The 18,191-nt window shown below is 29.1% G+C and carries 19 protein-coding genes; 5 read left to right on the forward strand and 14 right to left on the reverse strand.

Annotation, left to right across the window (positions count from 1 at the left end; genetic code table 11):
- Positions 1 to 16: 16 nt before the first annotated feature.
- Together ACULEV_RS11505 and ACULEV_RS11510 are read right to left on the reverse strand one after the other, a co-directional pair.
- Positions 17 to 1,411 carry an MATE family efflux transporter gene (locus ACULEV_RS11505; protein WP_445455203.1) on the reverse strand — a complete coding sequence of 465 codons (1,395 nt, stop codon included), beginning with the start codon at positions 1,409 to 1,411 and terminating at the stop codon, positions 17 to 19.
- A 210-nt stretch (positions 1,412 to 1,621) separates the two neighbouring features.
- Positions 1,622 to 2,503 (reverse strand): PPK2 family polyphosphate kinase, encoded by an 882-nt coding sequence (locus ACULEV_RS11510; RefSeq protein WP_445455204.1) that lies wholly within the window; start codon positions 2,501 to 2,503, stop codon positions 1,622 to 1,624.
- Positions 2,504 to 2,567: 64 nt separating this feature from the next.
- Here ACULEV_RS11510 and ACULEV_RS11515 point away from each other — a divergent pair, with 64 nt between their 5' ends.
- Together ACULEV_RS11515 and ACULEV_RS11520 are read left to right on the forward strand one after the other, a co-directional pair.
- Complete coding sequence (locus ACULEV_RS11515; protein WP_445455205.1) at positions 2,568 to 3,389, forward strand: DUF6929 family protein; 822 nt, start codon at positions 2,568 to 2,570, stop codon at positions 3,387 to 3,389.
- Positions 3,389 to 3,976, forward strand: coding sequence for an LURP-one-related family protein (locus ACULEV_RS11520; RefSeq protein ID WP_445455206.1), 588 nt, complete (start codon positions 3,389 to 3,391; stop codon positions 3,974 to 3,976). Before ACULEV_RS11515 ends, ACULEV_RS11520 begins: the two co-directional genes overlap by 1 nt.
- A 293-nt stretch (positions 3,977 to 4,269) precedes the next feature.
- On the opposite strand, the gene ACULEV_RS11525 is transcribed toward ACULEV_RS11520, so the two are convergent.
- Positions 4,270 to 5,904: an ABC-F family ATP-binding cassette domain-containing protein gene (locus ACULEV_RS11525; protein ID WP_445455207.1), complete on the reverse strand. Its 1,635-nt coding sequence runs from the start codon at positions 5,902 to 5,904 to the stop codon at positions 4,270 to 4,272.
- A 244-nt stretch (positions 5,905 to 6,148) separates the two neighbouring features.
- Here ACULEV_RS11525 and ACULEV_RS11530 point away from each other — a divergent pair, with 244 nt between their 5' ends.
- Positions 6,149 to 7,372 (forward strand): MFS transporter, encoded by a 1,224-nt coding sequence (locus tag ACULEV_RS11530; RefSeq protein WP_445455208.1) that lies wholly within the window; start codon positions 6,149 to 6,151, stop codon positions 7,370 to 7,372.
- Between the two features lie 33 nt (positions 7,373 to 7,405).
- Here the strand turns inward: ACULEV_RS11530 and ACULEV_RS11535 are convergent, their stop codons facing one another.
- The gene (locus ACULEV_RS11535) at positions 7,406 to 7,633 is read right to left on the reverse strand and encodes a hypothetical protein (RefSeq protein WP_445455209.1); all 228 of its coding nucleotides are present in this window, start codon (positions 7,631 to 7,633) and stop codon (positions 7,406 to 7,408) included.
- 134 nt (positions 7,634 to 7,767) lie between these two features.
- Between ACULEV_RS11535 and ACULEV_RS11540 the strand changes: the two genes are divergently transcribed.
- Entirely contained in the window at positions 7,768 to 8,385 is a 618-nt protein-coding gene (locus ACULEV_RS11540) for a YceI family protein (RefSeq protein ID WP_445455210.1), read from the forward strand.
- Between the two features lie 53 nt (positions 8,386 to 8,438).
- Here ACULEV_RS11540 and ACULEV_RS11545 read toward each other — a convergent pair whose 3' ends face one another.
- From ACULEV_RS11545 to ACULEV_RS11585, 9 genes are all read right to left on the reverse strand, one after another.
- The gene (locus tag ACULEV_RS11545; protein ID WP_445455211.1) at positions 8,439 to 8,657 is read right to left on the reverse strand and encodes a DUF2007 domain-containing protein; all 219 of its coding nucleotides are present in this window, start codon (positions 8,655 to 8,657) and stop codon (positions 8,439 to 8,441) included.
- 41 nt (positions 8,658 to 8,698) lie between these two features.
- On the reverse strand, positions 8,699 to 9,313 hold the full coding sequence (locus ACULEV_RS11550; RefSeq protein WP_445455212.1) for a DEAD/DEAH box helicase: 615 nt from the start codon (positions 9,311 to 9,313) through the stop codon (positions 8,699 to 8,701).
- Between the two features lie 85 nt (positions 9,314 to 9,398).
- Entirely contained in the window at positions 9,399 to 10,562 is a 1,164-nt protein-coding gene (locus ACULEV_RS11555; protein ID WP_445455213.1) for a sigma-54-dependent transcriptional regulator, read from the reverse strand.
- Positions 10,563 to 10,770: 208 nt separating this feature from the next.
- Positions 10,771 to 11,598, reverse strand: coding sequence for a mechanosensitive ion channel family protein (locus ACULEV_RS11560; protein ID WP_445455214.1), 828 nt, complete (start codon positions 11,596 to 11,598; stop codon positions 10,771 to 10,773).
- A 2-nt stretch (positions 11,599 to 11,600) separates the two neighbouring features.
- Positions 11,601 to 12,908, reverse strand: coding sequence for an ABC transporter permease (locus ACULEV_RS11565; RefSeq protein WP_445455215.1), 1,308 nt, complete (start codon positions 12,906 to 12,908; stop codon positions 11,601 to 11,603).
- Positions 12,909 to 12,946: 38 nt separating this feature from the next.
- A complete protein-coding gene (locus ACULEV_RS11570) occupies positions 12,947 to 13,867 on the reverse strand; it encodes an ABC transporter ATP-binding protein (RefSeq protein WP_445455216.1) in 921 nt (306 codons plus the stop codon).
- A gap of 12 nt (positions 13,868 to 13,879) precedes the next feature.
- Positions 13,880 to 14,377, reverse strand: a complete 498-nt coding sequence (locus ACULEV_RS11575) for a hypothetical protein (protein WP_445455217.1) — start codon at positions 14,375 to 14,377, stop codon at positions 13,880 to 13,882.
- Between the two features lie 154 nt (positions 14,378 to 14,531).
- Positions 14,532 to 15,647 (reverse strand): molecular chaperone DnaJ, encoded by a 1,116-nt coding sequence (dnaJ, locus tag ACULEV_RS11580; RefSeq protein ID WP_445455218.1) that lies wholly within the window; start codon positions 15,645 to 15,647, stop codon positions 14,532 to 14,534.
- Between the two features lie 72 nt (positions 15,648 to 15,719).
- On the reverse strand, positions 15,720 to 16,265 hold the full coding sequence (locus tag ACULEV_RS11585) for a nucleotide exchange factor GrpE (protein WP_445455219.1): 546 nt from the start codon (positions 16,263 to 16,265) through the stop codon (positions 15,720 to 15,722).
- Positions 16,266 to 16,451: 186 nt separating this feature from the next.
- On the opposite strand from ACULEV_RS11585, the gene ACULEV_RS11590 reads away from it, so the two are divergent.
- Positions 16,452 to 17,120, forward strand: coding sequence for a YceI family protein (locus ACULEV_RS11590; protein WP_445455220.1), 669 nt, complete (start codon positions 16,452 to 16,454; stop codon positions 17,118 to 17,120).
- Positions 17,121 to 17,268: 148 nt separating this feature from the next.
- Here ACULEV_RS11590 and ACULEV_RS11595 read toward each other — a convergent pair whose 3' ends face one another.
- The gene (locus tag ACULEV_RS11595; protein WP_445455221.1) at positions 17,269 to 18,174 is read right to left on the reverse strand and encodes a TIGR01777 family oxidoreductase; all 906 of its coding nucleotides are present in this window, start codon (positions 18,172 to 18,174) and stop codon (positions 17,269 to 17,271) included.
- Positions 18,175 to 18,191: the final 17 nt, after the last annotated feature.

Below are 18,191 nucleotides of genomic sequence, written 5' to 3' on the forward strand. Positions count from 1 at the left end.
GGTAAAATTAAAATTTTTAAGATTGATTTTTGAAATTGTTATTAATTAACTTTTTAGTTTCAATATTAAAACGAATAAATAATAAAACTGCTGCTGCTGTTAAACCTGCTAACAAACCTATCCAAATTCCTGCAGCTTTTAAATCTGTATATAAACCTAAATAAATAGAAATAGGAAAACCTACAATCCAATAAGCAAAAAACGTAACATACATAGGAATTTTTACATCCTGTAAACCTCTCAAGGCTCCTAATACAACTACTTGTATTCCATCTGAAATTTGAAAAATAGCAGCTACTAATAATAATTGAGAAGCTATTGCTGCTGCTTCAATATTTTCAAAAATTGGATTACCTAAAATATCATTTTGCTTTAAAAATAATAATGGAAAATAATCGTGAAAAATTACAAAAATTAAAGCAAAAATAATTTCCAAAATTATAGTTAATAAAAAAATTGAAAAAGCTACTAATCTTAACTTTGTATAGTCTTCTAATCCTTTTTGATTACCCACACGAATCATTGCTGCCACACTCAATCCCATTGCAAACATAAAGGTAAAAGAAGCTAAACTTAATGCTACCTGATTAGCCGCTTGACTTGTAGTTCCTAAACTTCCAGAAAGCCATATTGCTCCTGTAAACAATGCCACTTCAAAAAACATTTGCATAGCTGAAGGTGTTCCTAGCTTGATGATTTTTAAATTGACTTCTCGCTTAATTTCTTTTAATGAAAAACCCTTAAAATAAGGATGAAATTTCTTTTTTAAATTCATCATGTAATGCATATAACCTAACATTACAAAACGTGAAGCAATAGTTCCAATGGCTGCACCAACAATTCCTAATTCTGGAAAAATCCAAACTCCATAAATTAATAAATAATTTAAAACTACATTTGTAATGTTACCCAAAATAGTTGCCCACATGGAATATTTCGTTTCACTCATGCCATCTGCAAATTGCTTATAAGCCTGAAACATGATTAATGGAATCAATGAAAAAGCAACAATATCTAGATAAGGTTTTGCTAATTCCACCACGTTGGATGGTTGTCCCATAAAAGTAATTAGCGGTTTTGAAAAATAAATAATTCCAAATAAGATAATTCCTAAAATGGTACACAAATACAAACCATGATGAAAAGCACTTCTACCTTTTTCTACATTTCCTTTTCCATCTGCTTCTGCAACTAATGGCGTTATTGCTGTGGAAAAACCTATTCCTAATGACATGGCAATAAAAATAAAACTATTTCCAAGTGAAACAGCAGCTAATTCAGTTGCTCCTAATTTCCCTACCATAATATTATCAACAATACCTACAACTGTATGGCCTAACATTCCTAAAATAATAGGATAAGCTAATTTTAAGTTATAAGAAAACTCCTTCGTGTAAGTAGACAGTGTCATTTTTTGCAAATTTGTCTGCAAAGATAAGATAATGATATTAGATATCAGATGGAAGCCGTTAAACTAATTTAATTTTACTAAAATACAATACCATAACATAATAGCCCTGATGGGAACGACATCCTTTTACAAGCTTTCAGCTTGTAAAAGATATAGTGTACAGCAGGAAAACTGATAACAAAAAAGAACCAAGTCATTCGCTCCAAAAAACTATTTCTCAGAAGCTAACTTATCGTGATACATTTTAATATTTTCTTTTACCTCATTTTCTAATTCTGGTTCTTTTATATCTGTATATTTTTCAAGTGTTTCTAAAATGGTTTTAGCAACCAGATAACGACAAGTTTCTTTATTATCAGCAGGCACAACATACCAAGGAGCATGTTCTTTTGAGGTTTTATTAATTGCTTCTTCATAACATTTTTGATAAGCATCCCAAAGTTCGCGCTCTTTTAAATCACCTGGAGAAAATTTCCAATTGTGTTTTTCCGTTTCTAATCTTCTCAATAAACGTTGTCTTTGTTCTTCTTTACTTAAATGTAAATAGAACTTTAAAATGATTACACCATTAGCAGCAATATGCTCTTCAAAAGCATTAATACTTTTAAATCGATTTTCCCAAAATGCTTCAGTAATATCTTCAACCGAATTAATTCCTGGAATGTTCTCATTCAAAATATAATTAGGATGCACTCTTGTAACCAATACATTTTCATAATGTGTTCTATTAAACACAGAAAACTTCCCTTTTTCTGGCAAAGCTAAATAATGTCTCCATAAATAATCGTGTTCTAGTTCCGTTGAATTAGGAGTTTTAAAACTATGTACTACTACTCCACGTGCATTAAATTCTTTAAAAACTTCACGAATGAGACTGTCTTTTCCTGCTGTATCCATTCCTTGTAGACAAATTAATACACCATATTTGTTATGTGCATACATTTTATCTTGAAGTTTGCTTAGTTTTTCTCTATTTTTTTGAAGTTCTTTTTCTTTCTTTTTTTCTGAAGTAGCTACATCAATAAAAGTGGGTATTTTTTTCAATTCTATTGGGTTTGTAACTTTTAACTTAGCACAATCAATATTCTTCATTTTATTCAGTTTTATTTATAAAGATAAATGTATTTTTGAAACCTTAAAAAATTATCATTCTAAAATGGAAAAATTTCAGTTACAATTATTTTTTCAAATTATGGGTATTGGTTCAGCTTCTGGACTTTTATACCACAATGATTTACTTTATTTAATTTCTGACAATAGTACTTATTTGTATGAATATAAAATAGAATCGAATGAATTAACTAAAATTGCTTTAACAGAGAATCCTGCTGAAAATATTCCTAAAAAAGATAAACCTGATTTTGAATCTCTATATTTACATAAAAATGATTTGTATATCTTTGGTTCTGGTTCAACAGAAAATAGAAATAATGTAATTTCATATTCCCTTGAAAATAAAAATTCAACAAATTACAATCAAAGTAAAAATTTTAGCGATTTAGAGAAAACATTTAATTTAAAACCTAATCAACTTAATATTGAAGGTGTTTTTAATTATAATGATTTTGTATATCTATTTCAAAGAGGAAATGGTTTAAACAATCAAAACGGAATTTTTAAATTTCATAATTTCGGAAAAAAAGCTCCAGAATTTCATAAAATACCACTACCAAAAATAAATAATATAGAAGCTTCTTTTACAGATGCTATTTTAGTAAATGAAACCATATTTTTTTTAGCTGCTGTGGAAAATACAATTTCGACTTATGAAGATGGAGAAATATTAGGCACTTTTTTAGGAAAGATAAACCTTGAAGGTCTAACTCTAGAGAATACTATCTTAATCTCAGAAACCAACAAGTTTGAAGGTATTACTTTATACAATGAAACAACAACTCAATTAGAATTTCTGCTTTGCGAAGACAACGATACTGAATTATTAGAATCAAAAATTTATAAACTAACAATAAATAAGTAATGAATCCAATTTTATCCAAGAATACATTTCTTGTAAAAGAACATGTTGGTATGTTTAAAGCATCTAACAATTTTGACATTTTTAATCCAGAATCAGGAAGTGTGATGATGACGTGTAGAGAACCTAATTTAGGTTTTTTTACTAAAATATTTCGTTTTACAGATTATAAAAGAATGACTCCTTTTCACATTGTTATTAGTGACAATCAAGGAAAAAAAATCCTTAGTATAAAAAGAGGTGTTACTTTTTTCAAATCTGATGTAGAAGTTTTTGATGAAGGAGATCGATTAATTGGTGTTTTTAAACAAAAATTCTTCTCTTTTGGAGGAAAATTTGAGATGCATGACAACCAAGACAAACATTTATGTACTCTACAAGGAAAATGGACAGGTTGGGATTTTAAATTTATCCAACATGGAAAAGAAATTGCTACTGTTTCCAAAAAATGGTCTGGTATAGGAAAAGAACTTTTTACTAGTGCAGATAATTATGTTTTAAATATAAACGAAAGTATTCCTAGTGATGATAAATTAAGACCTTTAATTCTATCTGCTGTAATGTGTATTGATATGGTTTTTAAAGAATAATTTCAAAGACAAACAAAAATATAAAGGTATATGTAGTAAAAAACGTATGCCTTTTTTTATTTTTAAAAATATTTTAAAGCTTTCCCAACCTTTTACCCACTTTTGTACTCTATATAGCAAAGTAACTAATTGTAATGGATGAAAAAATAATACAAGCCTGCAAAAAACAAAACCGTGAAACACAACGTGTATGTACCCTAGTAAATGTTTACCATAAAAGTCACTTTATATCAAGACATACAACAACTTTGAGTCTACTTACTAATCACTATTTACTAACGACTAAAAAGATACTACCTCTCAATTTCCTTCAAAGAATCCATTTTTTTAATTTCTAAGAAACCTTTTAAATCTTCAAAGTGTTCTTTTACTCTTTTATTTCCAAATTCGAATACTTTAGTAGCTAAGCCATCTAAGAAATCTCTATCGTGTGATACTAAAATTAAAGTTCCATCAAAATCACGTAAAGCATCTTTGATAATGTCTTTTGTTTTCATATCTAGGTGATTCGAAGGCTCATCTAAAATTAATAAATTGACTGGTTCTAATAAGAGTTTTATCATTGCCAAACGTGTTTTTTCTCCTCCCGAAAGTACTTTTACTTTCTTTTGAATATCATCACCTTGGAACATAAATGCTCCTAAAATATTTTTAATTTGGGTACGAATGTCTCCAACAGCAATTCTATCAATAGTTTCAAAAATAGTAGCATCACCATCTAATAATGAAGCTTGGTTTTGAGCAAAATAACCAATTTGTGCATTGTGACCAATTTCAACACTTCCTGAATTGATTTCAATCTCCTTCATAATAGCTTTTATCATGGTCGATTTTCCTTCTCCATTTTTTCCTACAAAAGCTACTTTTTGACCTCTTTCAATAACAATATTTGCATCTTTGAAAATTACATGATCTCCATAACTTTTATGTAAATCTTTCACCACCACAGGATATTGACCAGAACGAACCGAAGGAGGAAATTTTAACTTTAATGCTGAAGTATCTACTTCATCAATTTCAATGGGAACAATCTTTTCTAGCATTCTAACACGAGATTGAACGGCATCAGTTTTAGAAAATGTTCCTCTAAATCTATCAATAAATGCCTGATTATCTGCGATGAACTTTTGTTGCTCATCGTAGGCTTTTTGTTGGTGAACTCTTCTATCTTTTCTTAATTCTAAATAGTGGGAATATTTTGCTTTATAATCATAAATCCTTCCCATTGTTACTTCAATGGTACGATTTGTAATATTATCTACAAACGCTCTATCATGAGAAATTACCATAACCGCTTTTGCTTGATTAATTAAAAAATCTTCCAGCCATTGAATACTATCCATATCCAAATGATTTGTTGGCTCATCTAACAAAATTAAATCAGGTTTTTTTAATAAAATTTTAGCCAATTCAATTCGCATTCTCCAACCACCTGAAAATTCTTTGGTTGGTCTATTGAAATCTTCTCTTTCAAAACCTAATCCTTTTAATACTTTTTCAACTTCAGCTTCATAATTTACTTCTTCAATAGCATAGAATTTCTCAGAAAGTTCAGAAACTCTTTCAATCAGTTTCATGTAAGCATCACTTTCGTAATCAGTACGAATCGTTAATTGTTCGTTGATTTCATCAATTTCAGCTTTCATTTTAAAAACTTCAGCAAACGCTTTTGATGTTTCTTCCATAACCGTGCAATCATCATTAGCTAATAAATGTTGAGGCAAATAAGCAATAACTGCTTCTTTTGGAGCTGAAATTGTGCCACGAGTAGGTTTGTTTTCACCTGCAACAATTTTTAACAAAGTAGATTTTCCTGCTCCATTCTTACCCATAAGGGCAATTTTATCGGTCTCATTAATGGCAAAAGTTACATCACTAAAAAGAGTTGTTCCACCAAATTCTACTGCTACGTCGTTTACTGTAATCATCTTCTTGAGTTTAAAAGTTTAAGGTTTAAAAGTTTAAAATTGTTCCTTAAATTTTGAAGGTGCAAATATAGAGTAAATGTAGAATTTGGCAATTTTAAAAAACAAAAAATAATGGTATAAAAAAAAGAGCTTTACAATTTGATTCTTAATTTATTAAGAAAAGAATAATTCTTAATAGAAATTAGTCCGAAACCAATTTTGAAACAACAAAATGGCTTAATTTTGTTAGGACAAACCCTAATTTATGCCTTTAATTGATTATAGTTTCCTTTCAAAAATTTTACCAAAAGCTAAAATCAAAAAATCGTTTAGAAAATTAAAAAGCGATTATTTATTTCGGATTCGAATTGCAATGGCTCTATTTTTCTTTGGAAAAGGGTTTTGTTTCGCTACTTGGGCAAGTAGAATTCCTGATTTAAAACTTTCTTTACATTTAAGTGAAGCCGATTTGGGGTCAATCTTATTTTTCCTACCAATTGGTCAATTAATTGCTATGCCTTTTTCTGGTAAAATTGTTTCCCGATTTGGAAGTCAAAAAACAACTATCTATGGTACATTATTTTATTCCTTCTTTTTAATATTTTTAGGATTAGCAACTACTAGTTGGCAATTAGCACTAGCATTATTTTTCTTTGGAGTTTCTGGAAATGTTTGTAATATAGCTAGTAATACACAAGGAGTTGTTACTCAACAATTATATGAAAGACCAATAATGGGATTCTTTCATGGTTCATGGAGTTTGGCTGGTTTTTTTGGCGCATTAGTTTCATTATTAATGATTTATTTAGGTTTTTCACCGTTTATTCATTTTATCATAGCTTTTATTTTTGTAATCCTCTTAATAGCATTTAATTCTAAGTATTTGGTAAAAACAAAAATTATTAAGATTAAAGCAAAAGAAAGAAAATCAATCTTTCAATTTCCTGATAAAGTTTTAATCTGGTTTGGACTAATTAGTTTTTGTTGTATGGCAAGTGAAGGTATAATGTTTGACTGGAGTGGTGTTTATTTTAAAGAGATTGTTCAGGCACCTGCTACTTTAGTAACTTTAGGTTACACCTCTTTTATGATTACAATGGCAACTGGGCGGTTTTTGAGTGACTTTTTGGTTCAAAAATATGGTTCGAAAAAAATAATGATTCTAAGCGGTATCGTTATAACACTAGGCTTATATACAGCAGTAATTCTACCTTATCTTATAACATGTACTGTAGCATTTATGCTGGTTGGTTTTGGTGTTTCCAATGTTGTTCCAATTGTTTTTAACGAAGCTGGTAAAATTAAAACTGTGGCTACAGAAACGGCTTTAACCCTTATTTCAAGTATTAGTTTTTTAGGCTTTTTAATTGGACCACCTATAATTGGCTACATTGCAGAAGTTACTAATCTGAGATACTCTTTTGCAACAATAGGAGTTTTAGGAATATTTATATCTATAGTAACTTATAGAAAAAAACTTTTTAAATAGGATAGCGATTACATATTAACATCATTATCTTTTCTATTGTTCATATAATCTTCTATCGCTTATCGCTCTTTTTGTAGTAAGCCAGTTTCTACCTTCTTTGTAAACATCTATTTTTCCTTGTCTTGCTAATAAACTAATATATTCTTGACCATAAGGAGAATTTGGTACATTGACTATATTTGAAATTGTATCATACTCTTCTGTATTATCTGGTAAAGCATTTAAATAGATATTTAAAGTTCTTTCTACTGCCTGACACATTAACAATATAAGCTTTTGATAATTACCATTATTTGCTGGGTTTAAAGCATCATAATATTTTTTATCTTTAACATTTGTCTTTTGTAAAAAGATTAATTTCTAACTATCTTTGGTATGAATTAAATATAAACTAAATGAAAAAAATAGCAGTATTTGCGTTTACTATAGCTCTTTTAGCTACAAGTTGTAAAAAAGAAGAAAAAACTGAAACTCCTGTTGAGGAAGTAAAAACTGAAGAAGTAAGTGGTTTAAAAATAATATCAGATTCTACGAAAGTAGGCTGGACAGCATACAAGACAACGGAAAAAGTAGCTGTAAGTGGAAGTTTTAAGGAAATAGAACTAAAAAATACACAAACTGGTGAAACTCCAGAAACTGTTTTAGAAGGTGCTTCTTTTTCAATTCCTGTGAGCAGTTTATTTACAAACAATGAGGATAGAGATAACAAACTAAAAACGATCTTCTTTGCTGCCTTAAAAAACACTGAAATGATAGGTGGTGCATTTAACTTTAGAGATGGAAAATGTTTTTTAACTTTAACTCTAAATGATGTTACTAAGCAAATAGAAGTTCCGTATACTTATGAGAACAAGAAATTTGCTTTGAATTCGACTATTAATCTAGATGATTTTGGAGGACAAGAAGCTATAAAAGCAATTAATACAACATGCTTTGAATTACACAAAGGAGCTGATGGTGTAAGTAAAACATGGAATGATGTAGCTATTAATGGTTCTGTTTTATTCGAATAATAGCTAATACATAATATATAACAAAAATGCCTTGAAAAATTTCAAGGCATTTTTTATAAATTCATTTTAAAATCTTCAATGATCTCTTCTACTTTGAGCAATTCACGTTCTTCAATAAATAACTCTACTGCTAGACCTGTATTCCCAAATCCTGCTACTCTTGCTACTTGAAGATTATTCCTTACTACTGGAAAAACATTTATTGCTTCTAATTTTTTTTGCAACCCTGCAGCTAAAATTTCGCTACCAGAAAAAATCTTTTTTAATGCCATTATATTATATGTATTTATTTTTAATTATTTCTATGTAGGAATTAATCTTCTGATTCTAAATAAACTGGATCAATCATAATTTTTTCAGCAAGAAATTCAATTTTTTCAGTAATTTCATTGCAAAAGAATATACGTTGGGTTTTATTAATGCTATCAGATATACGCTTAATTATAGGATCTAACCTACTTCTCAATAAAATATCCGCATCATCTACTATTAGCATTACTAATTTATTTACATTATAACCAGCACCAGAAAACATAATATTCAATTTATTTGGAGTTCCAACAAGAATATCAATTCCAAGTGAAATTTGGTTTTTATCCTCGTCTAAATCGGTTTTATCATGTACTCCATAAACACGTAAATTATTATTTTTTCCTAATTGGTTAAACAAATCAACCATTTCTAATACCTGTGGTTTATCTTGTACCATAATTAATGCTCTAGGTGATTCTTCAATAGGTTGAATTAATCTTTGAATAACATTAATAACAATAGTTGTTGTTTTTCCAGAACCTTTTTTAGATTGAATAATAGTATCTACTCCACTCTTTATAGTTGAAAATGTGCCTTCTTGTAAGTCATTTGCTTCAGTTAAACCAATAGCAATTAATCGTTGTTGTAATCCTTCGTTTATTTTTTTTAATTTCATATTTTGTTAAGTGATTAGTAATTAGTTACTAGTAATTAGCAATAAAAAACTATTCCCTAATTACTATTCACCAGTCACTAGATATTTACTTGCTCGCAAACAATTTTACATCTTGTTCAGAAATTTCGGTTCCACCAAGAATAATTAAACGCTCCACTACATTTCTTAATTCGCGAATGTTTCCTGTCCAATCATATTCTTGTAATAACTTGATGGCATTTTTTGAAAAGTTTTTTACCGTATTTCCATGTTCCTCAGCAATTTTATTAGCAAAATAGTCTAATAAAGCTGGAATATCATCACGTCTATCATTTAAAGCTGGAACTTTTATAAGTATAACAGCTAATCTATGGTATAAATCTTCTCTAAAACGTCCTTCTTCTATTTCCTTTTTCAAATCTTTGTTTGTTGCTGCAATTACACGTACATCCACTTTAATATCTTTATCAGCACCTACTCTTTGTATTAAATTTTCCTGTAAAGCTCTTAATACTTTTGCTTGAGCTGATAAACTCATATCTCCTATTTCATCTAGAAAAATTGTTCCTCCATTTGCTGCTTCAAATTTTCCTGCTCTATCTTTAACTGCCGAAGTAAAAGCTCCTTTTACATGTCCAAATAATTCGCTTTCTATTAACTCTGAAGGAATAGCTGCACAGTTAACCTCAATAATAGGTTGATTTGAACGATCGCTTTTTTCATGCAATTGATGCGCAACCAATTCTTTTCCAGTTCCATTTGAGCCAGTAATTAATACACGAGCATCTGTAGGAGCAACTTTATCGATCATTGTACGAATATGATTAATAGCATCGCTTTTACCAATCATTTCATAATTCTTACTTACTTTTTTCTTAAGAATCTTGTTTTCTACAACTAATTTCTTTTTATCTAAAGCATTACGAACTGTATTTAATAATCTATTTAAATCTGGTGGTTTTGATATGTAGTCGAATGCTCCTAATCGCATTGTATTTACTGCTGTTTCTAAATCTCCATGACCAGAAATCATGACCATTGGAATTTCGGGTTTTATTTTCTTTACAGCTTCTAATACCTCAACACCATCCATTTTTGGCATTTTAATATCGCACAATACTAAATCGTAATCGTCATTCTTTATTTTTTCGGTACCTTGAAGTCCATCTTCTGCTTCATCAACTTGATAGCTGTCATTTTCTTCTGAAAGAATTTTTACTAAAACTCTTCTAATAGCAGCTTCATCTTCAATAACTAATATTTTTGGCATATTTTTGTTATAAATTGAGAATTTTGTATTCTTATATTTGGCTCAAAGTTAGTGAAAAATCAATACATTTCCTTTCTAACCCTGATGGTAATGAAAATCCTGTTATTGCGAATACTATTTTAGCTATAAAAACACTTTTTTAATCGCAATAACAGATTGTAATGAACAGCAGGAATTGCGTAAGCAAATAATCCCAAACCTTTCGTTTCTATTGATTGATAATATGAATATCTCGTTGTGGAAATGGAATGGCAATTTTGTTTTGTCTGAATATTGCATCTATTTTAAACCTTAAATCACTTTTTATTTTTGGGCTTTTCATGCCATCTGAAACATAAAAGTATAATGAAAAATTTAAAGAAGAATCTGCAAAATCTTCAAATAAAACGGATGGTTCTGGGTTATCTAAAACATCTTCAACGTTTTTTGCGCATTCTAATAATAAGTCTCGAACTAATTCAACATTACTACCATAGGCTACTCCTACATTTACTTGTTCTCTATTTGTAAAATTATTTTGTGTCCAATTAAACAGTGTATCCATCATAAATTTATGATTAGGAATAACCATTACTCTATCATTTCTAGTAACCACTCTAGTTGTTCGTAGTTTTATTTCTAAAACTTTACCTACTTTATCATCTACTTCTACTATATCACCTACATGTAAAGATTGATCTAAAATGATTAACACTCCTGAAATAATATCTTGAAATAATTGTTGTAAGGCGAAACCTAGACCTACTAATAATGCTGCAGAAGCTGTCAAAAGTACACTCATGTTGACTCCTGAAACATCTAATGCAAAAATTACAGCAAAGATGAAAACTATGTATCGGATAAATTGAAAGAAACTAATAAACTTATTTTTGTCCTCTACAGGTAATTTTCTTGTGGCTACAACCCTAATTACTTTTAAGATTACACTTGTAAATACCAAAACAATTAATAATAAAACAACTGTTCCTAGAGTAATATCTATAGAATCTGTATCAAGAAGTTTAAAATTGATTATTTCTTTTATTTTCTCTAACATTTTTAATATTTAAGCCATTTAAATAATTCTTTCCAAGTTGGCTTTTTACCATACATTAGTATACCAACTCGATATATTTTTGCAGCAAACCATACTACAAAGGTAAATGTACCAAATAAAATAACAAGTGATAACACCAATTGCCACCATGGCACTCCAAAAGGAATACGCATTAACATAACAATAGGTGATGTGAATGGTATAATTGAAAAAACGGTTGCTACTGTTCCATGTGGGTCATTTATAACTGTAAAGAAACCTATATAAACCCCTAAAATTAAAGGCATAATAATAGGTAATAAAAATTGTTGCGAATCAGTTTCTGAATCTACTGCTGCTCCAATGGCTGCATATAATGAGCTATATAAAAAGTAACCTCCAATAAAATATAACACAAAACTTACTAGCATTAATGTTAGCGGCAAATTCAAAAGTTCGGTCAAATAAGATTGAAATTTTAGCATCCCTTCAGATTGACCTGCAGCTTCTATCATTTCTGGAGATAAAGACGCACTTGAACTTAATTGTAATCCAAAAAACGTTTGTGCAACAAATGCTAACAGTAAACCTACTATAATCCAAATTAAAAATTGAAGAATTCCTGCTAAAGAATTTCCAATAATTTTACCCATCATTAATTGAAATGGTTTTACTGAAGAAATAATAATTTCGATGATGCGACTGGTTTTTTCTTCTATGACACTACGCATCACGAAGTTTCCGTAGATAACAATGAACATCATTATTAAATATCCCATTAAACCTCCAATCGCAATTTTTATTTCATTTAATCCTTTTAAACTTTCTTCACCTGAAAATTTAGACAATTTAAGTGTTGAATTTACTTTTGCATCCTCTATTTTTTGCTCATCTAATCCTAAAACTTTTAATTGATTAGAAGTTAAGATAGAATCTACTACCCTTTCAACATTACCAATGAAATTAATGCTTGCGCTATTCTCGGAAATATATTCTACTTTATCTTTTATGAACTGTAAGGAATCAACTTTTGGTATGTACAATAAACCTTCATAATTCTTAGCAGCTGAATCTTTTGCAATCTCAAAAGGCATTGCTGAAATATCTGAATAATGAAAATCTTTATTGTTTTTGAAATTAGATTTTATATAACCTCCTTCATCATGAATAGCAATTTCTGTAGCCTTATCTTTATTCATTGTTGATAAAAAACCAACTAAGGCTGCTATTCCTACAAATAACATTGGGCTTAAAAAGGTCATTACAATAAAAGATTTGTTTCTAACTTTTGCAATGAATTCTCTTTTTATAATTAAGAATAATTTGTTCATTTTTTTGATTATTAGTTTAGCACTTACTTAGTAAAATATTATTTTGTAACAGCCTGAATAAAAATATCATTCACACTAGGTATTTTTTCTACAAAATGGGTTACTTGGCCAAAACTTGTTAATATAGACAACAATTCATTTGAAGAATGATCTCCAATTTTTACTTCTAATTTTATATCATCATTAAGAGATTTAAAGGTAGTTTGCTCTACTGAAAATTTCTGCGTTAATTGATACATTAAACCCTCAATATTATTAGTTAAAATACCTATTTGAAAAGTATTACTTCTATATTGCTGTTTTACATCATTTAATTTTCCTTCTATAAGTTTATTTGACTTATGAATTAATGCTATATGATTACACATTTCCTCAACACTTTCCATTCGATGTGTTGAAAAAATAATTGATGTTCCTTGCTTATTTAATTCTATAATTTCATCCTTTATTAAATTTGCATTTACAGGATCGAAACCAGAAAAAGGTTCGTCTAAAATTAATAATTTCGGTTTATGAAGTACTGTTACAACAAACTGAATTTTTTGAGCCATTCCTTTTGACAACTCTTGGATTTTTTTATTCCACCAATCTTCTATACCAAATTTTTCAAACCAAAATTTCAGTTGTTTTTTAGCTTCTTGATGTGATAATCCTTTTAATTGTGCCAAATACAAACATTGTTCACCAACTTTCATGGTTTTATACAAACCACGCTCTTCAGGTAAATAACCTATATATTGAATATGATTAGGATTTAAAACTTCACCATCTAGTAATACTTTACCAGAATCTGGCATAGTAATTTGATTAATAATTCTAATTAGTGTGGTTTTTCCAGCACCATTAGGACCTAAAAGACCATATATACTTCCAGATGGTACAGCAAGAGAAACGTTATTTAAGGCTGTATAATCACCATATTGTTTAACTACATTATTAACTTCAAGAATATTACTCATAATTACTTTTTATTAAGCACCTGCTGCGGCTGCCATATTTTTTAAAACGATGATACAATGTATTAAGGATAAATAAAGTATTTCTTTATTACTAGTTGCAAAATTAATATGTTCGTGAATATTATAATTTGTTTTCCAATTCTTCCAACTATAATTACATTCAACTTTTAAGATTTCATTTCCTAATTCGTTGAATAATATATAATTTGATTTCCAAATGCTTTGTAGTTTTAAGGTCATTGTTTTAACCTCATCATTTTCATACAATTGTATTATTACATGACCATTCCATTTGAAATTACATTCTAAAACAACTTGATTTAAACTGATAACTTTAAAATTAGTCTTCCAAATACTTGGTTTTTCAATTCTATAAGTATTTATATTTTTTATTTTAAAGCTAGGATTATGCGAATTGAACCAACCCATATAAGTCATTTCTCCTGAAATAGAATTATTAACTATAAGATTGTATTTTTTAAAACTCTCTGCTCTAACTAAATATTCCATTTTTAATGATTAACTCTTGTAGTTAGTATAAGAAAACAAGAATTGTTACAAAAAACCCATCCCTTTTTTACGAAGGATGGGAAAAATTGCTATGAAAAAGAAAAATTCACTTTCCATAAGGAAGTGAATTTCAAATGTATATATTTTTCTCCAATTATGAAAACATATCCTTTACTTTTTCAAAAAAAGATTTATCTGATTTTTCAGGAGATGGTCTGAAATTATCATCACTTAATATATTTTCAAAAAAGACTTTTTGTTCTTTATTTAAGGTCTTAGGAGTCCAAACATTTACATGTACTAATAAATCTCCGTTTCCATACCCATTTAAACTAGGAATACCTTTCCCTTTTAATCGTAATATTTTACCCGATTGTATTCCTTCTTCTAATTTTATTCTCACTTTTCCACCTACTGCTTCAATTTCTTTAGAAACACCTAAAGCAGCTTCTGGAAAACTAATATATAAATCATAATGAAGGTTTTCACCTTCACGTTTTAAGAAGTCGTGTTCAAGTTCCTCAATAGCTACAATTAAATCACCAGGTACACTATTACTACCAGGAGCTTCGTTTCCTTTATTAGAAACCTTTAATTGCATGCCATCTACAACACCTGCTGGAATTTTAATTGATACTGTATCATCTTCCATTATCATCCCTTGAGCATCGGCTCCAGAAGGTTTAGCATCTAATATTTGACCTGAACCACCACATGTATTACAAGTAGAAGCTGTTTGCATTCTTCCAAGAATAGTATTTGCTACTCTCATGATTTGACCACTTCCATTACAAGTAGAACAAGTTCTATAAGTAACTCCTTTAGCTTGAACTTTACGCTTTACTTTAACTTTCTTTTCAACTCCGTTCACAATATCCTCTAAAGAAAGTTTCACTTTGATTCTTAGATTACTTCCTTTTACTCTTCGTTGGCCTCCTCCACCAAAGCCTCCACCGAATCCACCTCCAAAAGCACTTCCAAAAATATCTCCAAACTGGCTGAAAATATCATCCATATTCATGTGACCTCCTCCAAAACCACCTGCACCATCAAATGCGGCATGACCATATTGATCATAACGTGCTTTTTTGTCAGCATCACTTAAAACTTCATAGGCTTCAGCTGCTAATTTAAAGTTTTCTTCTGCTTCTTTATCTCCTGGATTTTTGTCAGGATGATATTGAATTGCTTTCTTTCTGTAAGCTTTCTTTATCTCTTCTGCAGAAGCTCCTTTGCTAATGCCTAATATTTCGTAAAAATCTTTTTTCATATATACCGTTTTCAACTTGTTATCGACACATCCTAAACAAATTTAGAATATTCGAACTGACAATTTGTATTCTTAATTACCAATTACAACTTTAGGGAAACGAATTATCTTATCTCCAAGCTTATATCCTTTTTCAATGACATCCACGATTTTTCCTTTTAAATCTTCAGATGGAGCAGGAATTTGAGTAATTGCTTCTGCAAAATCAGCATTAAAAACATCTCCAGATTTAATTTCTACAACTTCTAAGCCTTTAGAAACTAGAGTTGATTTTAGTTTTTCATGAATTAATTCTATTCCTTTCACAAGTGCTTCATCTTCCGATTTAGAAACTTGTTCCCAAGCCCTATCAAAATCATCCAATACAGGTAACATAGACTGTAACACTTCCTGATTAGCTGTTCTAAATAAATCAATTCGCTCTTTTGTTGTTCTTTTTTTGTAATTTTCAAATTCAGCAAATAAACGCAAAAATTTATCTTTTTCCTTGGCTAAATCTTCCTGAAGTTGTTCTTCAACTGTTAACTCAACGGTTTGATTTTCTGAAACATCTCCTTCTTGAATATTGTCATTTTCAATGTTTTCTCTTTCAATGTTTTCAGTATTATCTTGACTCATATTTATTTTTATTTAGATAAATTTTATTTTCTATAACTAGCAAATCTATTGCCAAAAACTAAAAAATGTCAAATTGTCATAATTATCTACATAATTTAGAATAGATATTTCACTACTTTTAAATTTGCATTTTTATATATATATTTGGACCTATTCAAATTAAAATAAATATTTAAAAAAACTATCATGAAAAAAAACATTCTAAGTTTGGCTTTAATTACAATCTTATCTTTAAGTAGTTGCAAAAAAGAAGCTTCTACTAATGATACTGAAAACTCAACAGAAACCACTACAACAGAAACAGCTATTTCTGGAAAGTACAGTGTAGATACAACTTTTTCAATAATTGATTGGGTAGGTTCAAAACCAGCTGGAACACATACAGGAACAATTGCTATAAAAGAAGGTGATTTTGAAATTACTAATGGTAAAATTACTAATGGTAATTTTGTAATTGATATGACTTCTATAACTGTTACCGATTTAACAGAAGATAAAGGAAAAACTGATTTAGAAACGCATTTAAAAGGAATAGGTGACAAAGAATCTGAAGATCATTTTTTTAACACAGCAAAATTTCCTACCAGCACTTTTAAAATAAATTCTGTTAGTGAAACTGATGGAAAATTTACTATAAATGGAACATTAACAATGAAAGACATATCTAAAGAAATTAGTTTTCCTGCTAAAGTTTCTATTAATGAAAATGAGGTTTCATTAATTTCTGATTCTTTTAAAATTGATAGAACTTTATGGGGTGTTAATTATGCTTCTAAATCTATTTTTGATGATTTAAAAGATAAATTTGTTAATGATGAAATTGAATTAACAATAAAAGTTAAAGCTACTAAATAATTTTTATTTCCTACATTATATACCAAAAGGCTATCCAGAAAATTATCGGATGGCCTTTTTTATATTAAAATGCTAAATATTCAAATAACAATCGGAAAGAATTTTATATTGATTTTTAGAAAGACAGTTTGATTTTCAGCACTCTTTTTTATTTTAATAAATCTTGTAAAGCTTTATCTAATGAAGCATACTTAAACTGAAATCCTTTATCTAATATTTTTCTTGAGCTTACATTTTGACTTGTAAATAAAATTTGATGCATCTCTCCTAGAACTAACTTCAAGAAAACCTTAGGAATATTTGGCATAAAATAAGGAGCGTTAATTGTTTTTGCTATTGCTTTGGTCAATCCTTCATTGGTTACAGTATAAGGAGAAACGGCATTATAAACACCTTCAAGCTTATTTAGAAGTATATAGTAATATAGAGATGCCAAATCATGATTGTGTATCCATGACTGATGTTGTTTTCCTGTTCCAAAAGCTGCACCAATACCAAACTTAATAGGAGTTACCATTTTCTGAAGTGCTCCACCTTCTTTGGCTAAAACAATTCCTGTTCTAACTTTAGAAACCATAATGGAAATTCTTTTAAATTGATCTATTTCTTCTTCCCATTTTAAAACTGTTTCTCCTAAAAAAGAATTATCCACTTTTTTTTCGTCCTCCTTATAAACAGCCTCATAACTACTGGGATATATTCCAATAGCAGAAGCAGAAATTATGTGTTTAACCTGATTTTGGTTTTTTGACAATGTTTGAAACAATAATCGTGTAGACAAAACTCTACTATTTATTATCTCTTCTTTATATGAAGTCGTCCATCTTTCGGAAACAGAAGCACCTGCAAGGTGTATAATAGCATCTACTTCATCAAATGCGTTCTTATCTATTTCACCTGCATTTGGGTTCCAGTAAAACCCTTTATAATTAGATTCAGAAACTAATTTAGATTTTGATTTGGATAAATAATGTACAGATATACCATTTTGAAGCAATAAGTCTGACAACTCATTACCAACTAAACCAGTAGCTCCTGTTATTAAAACTTTCATACTAATTGCGTTTTATA

It is taken from the genome of Flavobacterium sp. HNIBRBA15423 (assembly GCF_052655965.1).

Coding starts and splice junctions, on each gene's coding strand:
- ACULEV_RS11505 (WP_445455203.1), bottom strand. CDS start 1,411: ATGACACTGTCTACTTACACGAAGGAGTTTTCTTATAACTTAAAATTA.
- ACULEV_RS11510 (WP_445455204.1), bottom strand. CDS start 2,503: ATGAAGAATATTGATTGTGCTAAGTTAAAAGTTACAAACCCAATAGAA.
- ACULEV_RS11515 (WP_445455205.1), top strand. CDS start 2,568: ATGGAAAAATTTCAGTTACAATTATTTTTTCAAATTATGGGTATTGGT.
- ACULEV_RS11520 (WP_445455206.1), top strand. CDS start 3,389: ATGAATCCAATTTTATCCAAGAATACATTTCTTGTAAAAGAACATGTT.
- ACULEV_RS11525 (WP_445455207.1), bottom strand. CDS start 5,904: ATGATTACAGTAAACGACGTAGCAGTAGAATTTGGTGGAACAACTCTT.
- ACULEV_RS11530 (WP_445455208.1), top strand. CDS start 6,149: ATGCCTTTAATTGATTATAGTTTCCTTTCAAAAATTTTACCAAAAGCT.
- ACULEV_RS11535 (WP_445455209.1), bottom strand. CDS start 7,633: ATGTGTCAGGCAGTAGAAAGAACTTTAAATATCTATTTAAATGCTTTA.
- ACULEV_RS11540 (WP_445455210.1), top strand. CDS start 7,768: ATGAAAAAAATAGCAGTATTTGCGTTTACTATAGCTCTTTTAGCTACA.
- ACULEV_RS11545 (WP_445455211.1), bottom strand. CDS start 8,657: ATGGCATTAAAAAAGATTTTTTCTGGTAGCGAAATTTTAGCTGCAGGG.
- ACULEV_RS11550 (WP_445455212.1), bottom strand. CDS start 9,313: ATGAAATTAAAAAAAATAAACGAAGGATTACAACAACGATTAATTGCT.
- ACULEV_RS11555 (WP_445455213.1), bottom strand. CDS start 10,562: ATGCCAAAAATATTAGTTATTGAAGATGAAGCTGCTATTAGAAGAGTT.
- ACULEV_RS11560 (WP_445455214.1), bottom strand. CDS start 11,598: ATGTTAGAGAAAATAAAAGAAATAATCAATTTTAAACTTCTTGATACA.
- ACULEV_RS11565 (WP_445455215.1), bottom strand. CDS start 12,908: ATGAACAAATTATTCTTAATTATAAAAAGAGAATTCATTGCAAAAGTT.
- ACULEV_RS11570 (WP_445455216.1), bottom strand. CDS start 13,867: ATGAGTAATATTCTTGAAGTTAATAATGTAGTTAAACAATATGGTGAT.
- ACULEV_RS11575 (WP_445455217.1), bottom strand. CDS start 14,377: ATGGAATATTTAGTTAGAGCAGAGAGTTTTAAAAAATACAATCTTATA.
- dnaJ (WP_445455218.1), bottom strand. CDS start 15,647: ATGAAAAAAGATTTTTACGAAATATTAGGCATTAGCAAAGGAGCTTCT.
- ACULEV_RS11585 (WP_445455219.1), bottom strand. CDS start 16,265: ATGAGTCAAGATAATACTGAAAACATTGAAAGAGAAAACATTGAAAAT.
- ACULEV_RS11590 (WP_445455220.1), top strand. CDS start 16,452: ATGAAAAAAAACATTCTAAGTTTGGCTTTAATTACAATCTTATCTTTA.
- ACULEV_RS11595 (WP_445455221.1), bottom strand. CDS start 18,174: ATGAAAGTTTTAATAACAGGAGCTACTGGTTTAGTTGGTAATGAGTTG.